Origin of the sequence: Schaalia sp. (genome assembly GCF_050312375.1) — a bacterium.
Lineage (GTDB): Bacteria > Actinomycetota > Actinomycetes > Actinomycetales > Actinomycetaceae > Pauljensenia > Pauljensenia hyovaginalis.
Genome location: NZ_JBNOYB010000110.1, coordinates 26,114 through 37,125, shown reverse-complemented (window position 1 = coordinate 37,125; position 11,012 = coordinate 26,114). Strand labels below are relative to the sequence as shown.

The following is an 11,012-nucleotide window of genomic DNA, read 5'->3' as shown; positions in this document are numbered from 1 at the left end:
GAACTCGCCGTGGCGGGCACAGCCACGGCGCCCCGCGCTCGTCGAGGGCGCCTTCGGCCGCTTGGGGGATCAGCGCTTGACCGCGACGGCGAGGCCATCGCCGACCGGCAGCAGCGCCGGGGTGAAATCGGGCGACTCCGCCAGGAAGCGGACGACCTCGCGGCAGACGACCGTCTCCGAATCACGTCGGGCCGGATCGGCGACCTGATCGCCCCAGAGGGCGTGGACGAAGGCGATGAAGCCCCCCGGGCGCAGGACGCGCACCGCATGATCGAGGTACTCCGGGGTCTCCTGAACGTCCGCGTCCAGGACCATCATGTCGTAGCCCCCCACCGCCATGCGCGGCAGGACGTCCAGGGCGCGGCCGGCGATGAGGCGGGTCCGCTGGGGCGAGACCTGGGCCTTCGTGAAGGCGCGGCGGGCCTGCTTGTGGAACTCGACTTCGGAGTCGATGGAGGTGAGGACCCCGTCGGCGGGCATCCCGTCGAGGAGCCACAGGCCCGAAACCCCCGCGCCCGTCCCCACTTCGAGGACGGCCTTGGCCCCCGCGACCGCGGCGAGCATCCGCAGGGCGGCGCCCGTGCCGGGGGAGACGGGGTCGGCACCGAGCTCGACCGCGGCGGCGCGCGCCTCGCGGACGGGCTCGGACTCGGGGATGTAATCCTCGACGAATACCCAGGCCTGGGCCTTGTCAGCCATGTCTTCTCCGATGCTGGTGTCTTTCAGTGGCTTTCAGAGTATCGCCCCCGCGCGTCGCGCGGGGGCGGGGCTCAGCGAGTGACGGGGGAGACGCCGAGCGGGCGGCCCGCGAGGCCCCGCGCTCCGGCTCCGAGAGTCCGGCCGAGCGAGGTGAGGACCTCGCCCGCGGGGCCCTCATCGAGCGCCACGGGCCGGCCGGCGTCCCCGCCCTCGCGAAGGGCGATGTCGAGCGGAACTTGCGCGAGGAGCGGAACCTCGTATCCGAGCTGCGCGGTCAAGCGCGAGGACACCGAGGTCCCGCCGCCGTTCCCGAAGATCTCCAGGCGCGAGCCATCGGCCTGCGGCAGGAAGGACATGTTCTCGACGACGCCGATGACGCGCTGCTGGGTCTGCGCGGCGATGGAGCCCGCGCGCTCGGCGACCTCCGCGGCGGCGACCTGCGGGGTGGTGACGACGAGGATCTGCGAGTTCGGGATGAGCTGCGCGACCGAAATGGCCACATCGCCGGTCCCGGGCGGCATGTCGATGAGGAGGACGTCGAGGTCCCCCCAGAACACGTCGGCGAGGAACTGCTGGAGGGCCCTGTGGAGCATGGGGCCGCGCCAGATGACGGGCTGGCCGTCCGGCACGAACATGCCGATGGACATGACCTTCACCCCGGCCGCTCCGACCGGCGGGATGATCATGCCGTCGATGACCTGCGGATCGTGGGCGACGCCGAGCATCCGGGGGATGGAGAAGCCGTAGATGTCTGCGTCCATGACGCCGACCTTGAGGCCGGACGAGGCCATCGCGGCCGCGAGGTTCGCCGTCATCGAGGACTTGCCGACGCCGCCCTTGCCGGAGGTGACGGCGATGACGCGGGTGAGGGAGCCGGGCTGGGCGAAGGGGATCTCCTTCTCGGGGCGCCCCCCGTTGAGCTTCTCGCGCAGCGCCTTCTTCTGCTCGTCGTCCATGACGCCCGTCTCGACGGTCACGGCCTCGACGCCGTCGAGCGCGCCCACGGTCTTCTCGACGTCGGCGGCGATCGTGTTGCGCAGCGGGCATCCGGCGGTCGTGAGGAGGACCCGGACGCTCACCGTCGCCCCGTCGATGGTGACGAGGTCGGGGGAGACCATGTCGAGGTCGGTGATCGGGCGGCGGATTTCGGGATCGATGACGGTGCCGAGGGCGGTCATCACCTGGTCGATTGAGACGGACATGCTGTGATTCTACGCAGCGCCGCCCGTGACTTCGCATCCGGCGGGGCGTCTGAACGAAAGTGAAGGCGCGTCGCTCGCCAGGTGGCGGATGCCCGGCCGCGAAATTCGCGAGGGCGGGGCCCTCAGCTCCGTGCGGCGGGGAGGGACGGGCCGTCGCCCGCCCCGTCGCCCTCGGCTCCGCTCCGCGTCCGATCCGGGTCGGCGGCGGCGTCGGCCTTCCGGGCGTACTCCTCCTCCAATTCGGCGCGGACCTGCGCGCGGATGTCCTCGCGCAGGTCATCGAGGAGATCGCGCAATTCCGAGCGGACGAAGTCGCGGGTGGCGACCTCCTGGACGGACAGGCGCAGGCTCGCGATCTCGCGCGTGAGGAACTCCGTGTCGGCCAGGTTGCGCTCGGCGCGCTGGCGGTCCTGCTCGGCCTGCACGCGGTCGCGGTCGGCCTGACGGTTCTGCGCGAGGAGGATGAGGGGCGCCGAGTAGGAGGCCTGCGTCGAGAAGGCGAGGTTGAGAAGGATGAAGGGGTACGCGTCCCAGGCGTATGCGCGGGCGACCTGGTGGAGGACGACGTTCGCCGCGATCCAGGAGACGACGAAGATCGTCATGTAGAGGATGAAGCGCGGCGAGCCCATGAAACGGGCGGTCGCCTCGGCAAAGCGGCCGAAGCCGTCGGAGGAGCGCGTCCGACGGCGGAACCACGAGAATCCGCGCTCGCGGGGGGTGTCGAGACGATCAGCCATCGATGCTCCTCGCCATGATCCTGTCGGCGACCTCGTCGTCGTAGTCGCGCCAGTCCTCGGGCAGGAGCTCGTCGAGGACGTCGTCGGCGGAGACCGCGCCGAGCAGGTGGCCGTCCTCGTCGACGACGGGAAGGACGGTGAGGTTGTAGGTGGCGAGGAGGCGGGTCACGGTGGCGACATGGGCCTCGGCCGACACCGCTTCGATGTCGGAGTCGAGGATCGTGCCGAGGAGGGTCTGCGGGGGTTCGCGCAGCGCCCGCTGAAGATGGACCATCCCGAGGTACTGGCCGGTGGGGGTCTCCTCGGGCGGGCGGGTGATGAAGGCGACGGTCGCCAGCGATACCGGCAGGTCCTCGCGGCGCACGGATGCGAGCATCTGGGCGACGGTCGCACCGGGGCCGAAGATCACGGGCTCGGTCGTCATGAGGGAGCCGGCGGTGGATTCCTCGTAGGTGAGGAGGCGGCGGACGTCCTCGGCCTCCTCGGGCTCCATGAGGGCCAGGAGCGCCTGCGCCTTCGCCTCGGGGAGCTCGGAGACGAGGTCGGCGGCGTCATCGGGCTGCATGACGTCGAGGACGTCGGCGGCCCGTCCGGCCTCCAGGGCGGAGACGATGGCGACACGGTCGTCGTCGCCCAGCTCTTCGAGGACGTCGGCCAGCCGGGCGTCGGGGAGCTCCTGCGCGATCGCCATCCGGCGGTCGCGCGGCAGGTCGTGGAGCAGGTCCGCGAGGTCGGCGGGGCGCATGTCCTCGGTCTGGGCGAGGAGCGAGGTCGCGGCCTGGTTGGAGTCGGTCTTGAGCAGGCCGCTCACTTCGAAGACGGAGACGTTGAGGGTCTCGCCCGATCGGATGAAGCCGAGCGAGGTGGTCCTCTGGCGCTGCACGTGGAGCTTGGAGATCACCCAGTCCTTCGGTCGGCGCCGCTCCATGGCGACGTCGAGGATCCTGACCTCTCCGGAGCCGTCGTTGAGGGTGACCACGCGATCGAAGAGCTCGGCGAGGACGAGGGTCTCGACGGGGCGCTGCGTGAAGGTCCGCATGTTGAGCAGGCCGGTCGTGATGACCGACCCCGATTCGATCGAGGTGATGCGGGTCAGGGGCAGGAAGACGCGCTTGCGCGGACCGACTTCGACGACGAAGCCGATGACGTTCGCGATCCCCGAGACCCTGAAGGTGACAACGACGTCATGGATGCGGCCGACCTGATCGCCGAGGGGGTCGAAGACCGAGGTCCCGGCGAGCCTGCCGATGTACACGCGGCGTCCTGCGGTTCCGACGCCCATCTGTTCGTTGCTCACGAGGACAGCCTAGGCCCCGGGGTGGGAGGATGGCATCTAGGATCTCTTCGGGTTTCGACCATGGAAGGAAGATGATGGCTGCCCGCACCGCCTCCCCGCAGTTCCAGATGCCCGTCATGCCCTCGGGCACCGAGGTCGCTTCGTACCGCACCTACGCGGAGGCGCAGGGAGCCGTCGACTACCTCGCCGACCGGGAATTCGACGTCAAGTCGATCACGATCGTCGGCACGGACCTCCACCTCGTGGAACGCGTGACCGGCCGTTTGACGATGGGGCGGGCGGCCCTCTCCGGCGCCTCCTCGGGAGCCCTGTGGGGCGCCTTCATGGGGCTCATGATGTCTTTCGCCGCCCCGAGCCGATCGGCGCTCCTGTGGGTGATGTTCGGAGTGGCCGGCGGTGCTCTCGCGGGGATCGTGATGTCGGGCCTGCTGTACGCGATGACCGGGGGCCGCAGGGATTTCACGTCCTCTTCGCAGGTCGTCGCCTCCCGCTACGCGGTCCTGGCTTCGGCCGACGTCGACCGGGCCTTCCAGATGCTGCAGAAGACGCCCGGCAATCAGATGCGCCCCCGGCCTGCGCGGGTGCGCCCCGAGAAGGAGGGGCCGACCGAGTACGGTTCGCGCCCCGACGAGCAGCCGCGATTCGGCGTGCGGCTGAGCGACGCGTCGGAGCGAACCCGGGAATCGGAGCGAAGTCGCGAGTCGGAGGGTTCCGGAACGGTTTCGTAGTGCCTTGAGGTCGCCCGCTGTCGAAGATGATGAATCCCACTGCAATGGGGGTCTGAGTGTTGCTTCCTGGGAGCCGTTGATGCTGAGCCGGTCCGTTGCGTTCAAGCTCGCTTGCGTTTGCGCTGTGATGCCCCCGCTTCTCGTGTCCTGCACGGCGCGGGGAACTGCGCCTTCCGGAGACGGGTCCGGCGGGCAGAGCGTTTCCTTCACCGGCCCGTATGCACTGGAATTAAGTGACGCCTACCAGAATTCTGAGTCGGAGTATTTTCGTGAATCGGTGCGCGATGGCATGATTACCGATTCGGAGTATTTCGAAGCGCAGAATCGGTCGCGTCAATGCCTGGAGGAGAACGGCTTCACCGGAATCGTCATGAATCCCGATGGGACGGGCAGTATCGATGCTCGGACGGACATCAGTGAAGAGGAGGAATCTCGCCTGAAGGTCGACTGCGATACGAAATCAGGGCTTATCGACACGGAGATCTGGTACCGCTCTTTGAAAGCGAATCCTGAGAATGTCGATTGGCCGAGTGCGGAGAGGGATTGTCTGGTGCGGGCGGGGCTTCTTGAGGCGGGTGCCACGGTTGAGGAGATGAATGAGTGGTATATGAGCGGTGATCCGGCGTCGCAGTCGCGTGCCGCGTATGTCTGCTCGCAGGACGCTCTCGGGCACCTCGGCCTCCAGTGAAGCGCATGATGCCGCGGGCCCGACGCGCAGACGTCGGGCCCGCAGCATGCGGGAGGGAGAAACAATGACACGAGCACTTCTGGGAATCGCGGCCCTTGTCGTCGCCATCGGCGCGGGAGCCGCCCTCGGGGCGCTCCTCTTCCGACCCGTTTCCCCCCGGGGGCTCGAAGAAACGCCCGCCGCCGTCGACACCCCCGTCGTCCAGCGCACCATCGACGACAGAAGGAGCATTCGCCTGGCGCTCGAACTCGGGCCGAGCGCATCCCTCAAATCTCCGAGCGACGGCCTCATCACCGAATCGGCGTGTCAGGCGGGCCAAGCGATCGCCTCCGGCGACCATATGATGACCCTCGGCGACCAGAGGCTCTACGCGCTGGCCACCGCCATCCCCTGTGGCGCGACCTGGGTCCGGGCGATCAAGGCGACGACGTCACTGCCCTGCAGGCGGAGCTCCAACGCCTCGGATACCTCGTCGACGCCGACGGGCGTATCGGTCCGCAAACCCTGCGCTCCGTCGCCGACCTCGTCGGCCTGAGCGGCACCCCCGCGTTCTCCTCCTACGCGCTGATCCCCCGGGCCTCCTTCGTCTGGCTCCCCGAGCCGAGCGTCGTTCCCTCCTCCTGCGCCGCATCCGTCGGGGAGGGCATCGTAGAGCACGACGAAATCGCCGTACTCGATCGCACCCTCGTGCGCGCGCGAGTCGTCGACATGCCCGCCGATCTCCTGCCCGGACAGCGACTCCTGACGGTCGATGGACGCGACTTCCCCGTCGAGGAAGCCGGGATCCTCGAAGACCCGCAAGCCCTCGCCGAGTTGCAAACCACCTCCTCGTACCAGCACTGGTTATCGGCGCAAAATGATGAGCCCGCTCCGAATCTCGACGCCTCACTCAGCCTCGCCGAGCCGACCCTCGTTCACGCGGTCAGCCCATCAGCGATCTACGAGGTCGACGCGGCCGATGCTTGCGTCCTCGACAACGGCGTCCCCAGGCCCGTCACGATCGTCTCCTCCGAACTGGGGCAGACCCACATCCTGTTCCCGGACGGGGCGCCCGCACCCGCCTCCCTGCCCGCCCCGCCCCGAAACGCCGCATCATGCAGGTAGTGATCGATTCCGTCGGACACCGTTTCGCCGGAGGCCCCTGGCTGTTCAAAGGATTGAGCGCGCGCCTCGTCCCCGGGCAGATCTACGCCCTCGTCGGCCCCTCGGGAAGCGGCAAGAGCACGCTGCTCAGTCTCATCGCCGGATGGACGGCCCCCGCCGAAGGGACGATCGCGCGCCAGGGGGAGGGGAGGACCGCATGGGTCTTTCAGAATCCCCACGGGACGCCCAGTCGGAGCGTCCTCGATCACGTCGCCTTCCCCCTTCTCGCTGCGGGCGCCCGCCGTGCGGAAGCCGAAGCAGAAGCATTCGACCTGCTACGACGATTCAGATTGGACCCGCTCGCCCATCAAGGCTTCCACAGCCTCTCCGGGGGAGAAGCGCAGCGTCTCATGCTCGCACGAGCCGCAGCCTCCCGCCCCGCCCTCTTCCTCATCGACGAGCCGACCGCCCAACTGGACCTGCTCACCCGCAAGGACGTCAACACGACGATCGCCGCTCTAGCTGACCCCTCAACGATCGTCGTCATCGCAACCCATGATGAGGCGACTCGGGACATGTGCACCCGAGTCATCGACCTGCGCGCGCACCAGGAAGGACCGGAAGCCGCGCAAGCGGGCGCCGGTCCCCGTCGCGACTGTCACCGCCTCCTTCCCCACCCTCCTCCGCCCCGATTCCGGTTTCCGGCCGGGAGCAGTGATATCCGACCAAGTCGCCGAGGCGACAGGAGCCGGAACCGGGGACACGATCGCGAGCGATCAGGGCGGACTCGTCGTCTCCGGCGTGTACCCCTATCCGGACGACGGGAGGGCCTCCGGATACGGGTACATGATTCTCGTGCCCTCGAACACGAGGAGCGTCTACGACGAGTGCTGGGTCGATGCCTGGCCCCAATCCGATCTGGTGACCGGTCTCGTCTACTCCGCCCTCGTCCCTGCGAAGGACTCGCAGGAAGCGACTGCGAGACTCGGTCAGCTCAACCCCGTCCTCGGCGCGCGATTCGCGGGCAAAGATCAATTCGACGCCAGAATCACCCGATTCTCCCCGATCGGAGTCGCTGCGGCCTGCCTGGTGCTCGGTTTCGCCTCCGTACGGCTGCGGCGCCTCCAACTGGCCTCGGGCCTGCACGCGGGCGCCTCGAGAAGAGACATGGCCGGGATCGTGCTCGTCGAAACCCTGTGGTGGCTCGGCCCTGCGATGCTGCTGTCCGAGTCGGCGGCGATCATCCTCATGGCCGGGCTCGGCGTGATCGATGATCCCGCGCCGTTGATCCTGACGAACCGCATCATCTGGGCGGCAACGGTCGCATCCCTTGCGGGAGCCGCCATCGGCTGGTCAGCGACGCGCGAAGATCACCTCTTCTCCTACTTCAAGACGCGATGAGGACGATGAGACGAGAGCTCAGCATCCCTGAGCCGCGGCGATCCAGGCCTCGACCTCGGCGATGGTGCGCGGGATGTCCTCGGAGATCCTGGTGACGCTCCCGTCCTCGTTGACGATGACATCGTCTTCGATGCGGACGCCGATCCCGCGGTATTCGGCGGGGATCAACTCGTCATCGGCGCGGAAGTACAATCCCGGTTCGATCGTGAAGGCCATCCCCGGTTCGAGCAGGGCCTCCTGATACATCTCACGGCGGGCCTTGGCGCAGTCGTGCACGTCGAGGCCGAGGTGGTGGCAGGTGCCGTGAGGCATCCAGCGGCGGTGCTGCTGACCGGCGGGGGACAAGGACTCCTCGACGGTCACCGGCAGCAGGCCCCATTCGCGCAAACGGGCCGCGATGACCCGCATGGCCGCGTCATGGACGTCCTGGAAGCGGCAACCCGGCTCGTTGGCCCTGGCGAGCGCCGCCTCGCAGGCATCGAGAACGGCCTGGTAGACGCGGGCCTGCACCTCGTTGAACGTCCCGTTGACCGGGAGGGTGCGCGTGATATCGGCGGTGTAAAGGGAATCGACTTCGACGCCCGCATCGACGAGGACGAGGTCGCCCTCGTTCACCGGGCCGTCGTTGTCGATCCAGTGGAGCGTGTTCGCGTGATTGCCCGAAGCGGCGATCGTGTCGTAGCCGAGGCCGTTGCCCTCCTCGCGCGCGACCGCGCCGAACGCGCCCTCGATGACGCGCTCCCCCCGGCGGTGGCCGACGGCCCGGGGCAGGGCCCTGAGGATGTCATCGAATCCGCGCTTCGTCGCCTCGACGGCGCGGCGCAGCTCGGCGCGCTCGAAGGGATCCTTGCGCAGGCGGATCTCCGAGAGGCGCTCTTCGAATCTCTCATCCTCGTGCCGGGCGTCCTCGCCGACGGGCAGGCCGGCCTGGGAGCGGACCTCTTCGACCATGGACTCGACATTCGAGTCGACTCCGCGCACGATCCGCAGATCGACCTGACCCGCATCCTTGGCGAGCGCGTCGCGCAGGGTGTCGATGTGGGCGCAGCGCAGGCCCGTCTGGGCGCTCACCTCCTCCAGGGAGGGGCGCGCCCCCACCCAGAACTCGCCGTAGCGCGAATCCGCGTAGAACTCCTTCGAGGTGCGCGAGGCGCGCGGCTTGAAGTAGAGGACGGCCTCGTGCCCGCCGGCCTCGCGGGGCTCGAGGACGAGCACCGCGTCGGGCTCGCGCTCGCCCCCCAGGCCCGTGAGGTGGGCGAAGGCCGAGTGGGCGCGGAAGCGGTAATCGCAGTCGTTGTTGCGCACCTTGAAAGTGCCGGCCGGAACGACGAGGCGCTGTCCCGTGAAGGGCTCGCCCGCGGCGAGGGCGCGAGCGGGAAGATGCTCGGCGGCGCCTAAGCGTTCGACCGGCGCCGTGATGCGCTCGCCCCAGCCCGAGGCCATGAAGGCGCGGAAGGCGTCCGAATCGGGTCGCCTGGACCGGGTGTCGCCCCTGTCGGCCATCGACTGGGGTGCGGATTCTTCGGGAGCGGTGCTGGGCGAATCAGTCATGGCCCCATTGTGGCACTCGATCGGGGCAGCCTATACCCTCGAGGCATGCTCCGGATCGACCTTCACACTCATTCGTCATGCTCAGACGGCACCGACGCCCCCGCTGAACTCCTCGCCGCGGGCGCGGACGCGGGCCTGGACGTCCTCGGCCTCACCGACCATGACACCTTCGAGGGCTGGGCCGAAGCGGAAGCGGCCGTGGCGGACACGGGCGTCGCCCTCGTACGCGGGGTGGAGATGAGCTGCTCGGCCGAGGGCGTCACCGTGCATCTGCTCGGACTGCTGCCGAACCCGGATTCTGCGCGCCTGGTCGCCGTTTTGGACAAGTCGCGCACGACCCGCAGGACGCGCGCCAGGGCGATGGTCGAGCGCCTCGCGGAGGACTTCCCGATCACCTGGGAGGACGTCCGTTGCCGTGCGGCCGAGGACGGTCCCGTCGGCCGGCCGCACATCGCCGATGCGCTTGTCGAGGCGGGGGCCTTCGCGGACCGTTCGGCGGCCTTCCGCGGCGCCCTGCATCCCTCGGGGCCCTACTACGTCCACCACTGGGCTCCCGATCCCGTCGAGGCCGTTGAGATCGTCCTGGAGGCCGGCGGGGTCCCGGTTCTCGCCCATCCCAGGGCGAGGGCGAGGCAGCGCCTCCTGCCCGAGGAGACGATCGCGGCGATGGCCGAGGCGGGGCTCTTCGGGATCGAAAGGGATCATCGCGATCACGCCGCCGAAGACCGGGAGGCCGTCGATGCGCTTGCGCGCGGGCTCGGACTCGCGCTTTTCGGCTCCTCGGACTATCACGGGGCCGGCAAGCCGAACCGGTTGGGCGAGAACCTCACCTCGCCCGAGGTCTTCGACGAGGTCGAGGCGCGCGGCTGCATCGAGGTGGTCCGTCCGTGAGCGCCGTCTTCGACGTCGCGCTCTTCGCGACGACCTTCACCACGCTCATCGTCATCCTCGACCCCTTCGGAACGATCCCCGTGTTCCTGTCGCTGACGGGCCGCATGACGCCGGCCCGGCAGAAGCGGGCGGCGATCCAGGCGACCCTCGTCTCCTTCTCGGTCATCCTGGTCTTCGCGGTGCTCGGCCAGTCGATCCTCCACCTCCTGCAGATCTCGATGGAGGCCCTCAAACTGTCCGGCGGCGTCCTCCTCTTCCTCGTCGCGATGGAGCTCCTCATGGGCTCCGACAGCGAGGAGCCCGATACCGGTGATGAGTCGGTGAACGTCGCCCTCGTCCCCCTGGGGACGCCGCTGCTCGCCGGGCCCGGTGCGATCGTCGCGGTCATGGTCTCGGTCGCTCAGGCGAAGGCCTCGGTCGCCGGCTGGGTCGGTGCGATCGTCGCCGTGGTCCTCGCCCATCTCGTCATGTGGGCGACGATGCGCTTCTCGATGCTGCTGTCGAAGCTCTTGGGCCCCGGGGGCATCATGCTGCTCACGAAGATCATGGGCCTGCTCCTGGCGGCGATCGCCACCCAATTGGTCATGGGAGGGATCTTCGATTTCATTGCGAGCTCCTGGCCCTTGTAGCTCGTGAGAAGTCGCATGAGAACGGGGGCGGAAACGTTTCCGTAATTTCGCGGTAGAGTGAGCACGACGGGAACGTCCGCCGACGGGCGCAAGGCGGTGACACATG

General features: G+C 68.7%; 12 protein-coding genes and 1 pseudogene. 8 read left to right on the top strand and 5 right to left on the bottom strand.

Annotation, left to right across the window (positions count from 1 at the left end; translation table 11 throughout):
- Positions 1 to 69: 69 nt before the first annotated feature.
- From ACQY7V_RS08940 to ACQY7V_RS08925, 4 genes are all read right to left on the bottom strand, one after another.
- Positions 70 to 699 (bottom strand): O-methyltransferase, encoded by a 630-nt coding sequence (locus ACQY7V_RS08940; RefSeq protein ID WP_184452002.1) that lies wholly within the window; start codon positions 697 to 699, stop codon positions 70 to 72.
- A 71-nt stretch (positions 700 to 770) separates the two neighbouring features.
- The gene (locus tag ACQY7V_RS08935; protein ID WP_428639856.1) at positions 771 to 1,901 is read right to left on the bottom strand and encodes an Mrp/NBP35 family ATP-binding protein; all 1,131 of its coding nucleotides are present in this window, start codon (positions 1,899 to 1,901) and stop codon (positions 771 to 773) included.
- A gap of 122 nt (positions 1,902 to 2,023) precedes the next feature.
- On the bottom strand, positions 2,024 to 2,638 hold the full coding sequence (locus ACQY7V_RS08930) for a DUF1003 domain-containing protein (RefSeq protein ID WP_428639854.1): 615 nt from the start codon (positions 2,636 to 2,638) through the stop codon (positions 2,024 to 2,026).
- Positions 2,631 to 3,920, bottom strand: a complete 1,290-nt coding sequence (locus ACQY7V_RS08925; protein WP_154478413.1) for a magnesium transporter MgtE N-terminal domain-containing protein — start codon at positions 3,918 to 3,920, stop codon at positions 2,631 to 2,633. The genes ACQY7V_RS08930 and ACQY7V_RS08925 overlap by 8 nt, the downstream gene beginning before the upstream one ends.
- 86 nt (positions 3,921 to 4,006) lie before the next feature.
- On the opposite strand from ACQY7V_RS08925, the gene ACQY7V_RS08920 reads away from it, so the two are divergent.
- The 6 genes and pseudogenes from ACQY7V_RS08920 (at position 4,007) to ACQY7V_RS08895 (ending at position 7,835) form a co-directional block, all read left to right on the top strand.
- Complete coding sequence (locus tag ACQY7V_RS08920) at positions 4,007 to 4,663, top strand: general stress protein (protein WP_229770395.1); 657 nt, start codon at positions 4,007 to 4,009, stop codon at positions 4,661 to 4,663.
- A 127-nt stretch (positions 4,664 to 4,790) separates the two neighbouring features.
- On the top strand, positions 4,791 to 5,351 hold the full coding sequence (locus tag ACQY7V_RS08915) for a hypothetical protein (protein ID WP_428639851.1): 561 nt from the start codon (positions 4,791 to 4,793) through the stop codon (positions 5,349 to 5,351).
- 64 nt (positions 5,352 to 5,415) lie between these two features.
- Positions 5,416 to 5,886: a hypothetical protein gene (locus ACQY7V_RS08910; RefSeq protein WP_428639860.1), complete on the top strand. Its 471-nt coding sequence runs from the start codon at positions 5,416 to 5,418 to the stop codon at positions 5,884 to 5,886.
- Positions 5,790 to 6,455 carry a hypothetical protein gene (locus ACQY7V_RS08905; RefSeq protein ID WP_428639859.1) on the top strand — a complete coding sequence of 222 codons (666 nt, stop codon included), beginning with the start codon at positions 5,790 to 5,792 and terminating at the stop codon, positions 6,453 to 6,455. The genes ACQY7V_RS08910 and ACQY7V_RS08905 overlap by 97 nt, the downstream gene beginning before the upstream one ends.
- Positions 6,446 to 6,892 (top strand): annotated as a pseudogene (locus ACQY7V_RS08900) (ATP-binding cassette domain-containing protein); the annotation flags it as partial. The gene ACQY7V_RS08905 and the pseudogene ACQY7V_RS08900, both read left to right, overlap by 10 nt.
- A 256-nt stretch (positions 6,893 to 7,148) precedes the next feature.
- Positions 7,149 to 7,835: a hypothetical protein gene (locus ACQY7V_RS08895; protein ID WP_277298288.1), complete on the top strand. Its 687-nt coding sequence runs from the start codon at positions 7,149 to 7,151 to the stop codon at positions 7,833 to 7,835.
- An 18-nt stretch (positions 7,836 to 7,853) separates the two neighbouring features.
- Here the strand turns inward: ACQY7V_RS08895 and ACQY7V_RS08890 are convergent, their stop codons facing one another.
- Positions 7,854 to 9,386, bottom strand: a complete 1,533-nt coding sequence (locus tag ACQY7V_RS08890; RefSeq protein WP_428639849.1) for an aminopeptidase P family protein — start codon at positions 9,384 to 9,386, stop codon at positions 7,854 to 7,856.
- A 45-nt stretch (positions 9,387 to 9,431) separates the two neighbouring features.
- On the opposite strand from ACQY7V_RS08890, the gene ACQY7V_RS08885 reads away from it, so the two are divergent.
- The gene (locus tag ACQY7V_RS08885; protein ID WP_428639846.1) at positions 9,432 to 10,277 is read left to right on the top strand and encodes a PHP domain-containing protein; all 846 of its coding nucleotides are present in this window, start codon (positions 9,432 to 9,434) and stop codon (positions 10,275 to 10,277) included.
- The gene (locus ACQY7V_RS08880; protein ID WP_235361653.1) at positions 10,274 to 10,906 is read left to right on the top strand and encodes a MarC family protein; all 633 of its coding nucleotides are present in this window, start codon (positions 10,274 to 10,276) and stop codon (positions 10,904 to 10,906) included. Before ACQY7V_RS08885 ends, ACQY7V_RS08880 begins: the two co-directional genes overlap by 4 nt.
- The last annotated feature ends 106 nt before the right edge of the window (positions 10,907 to 11,012 follow it).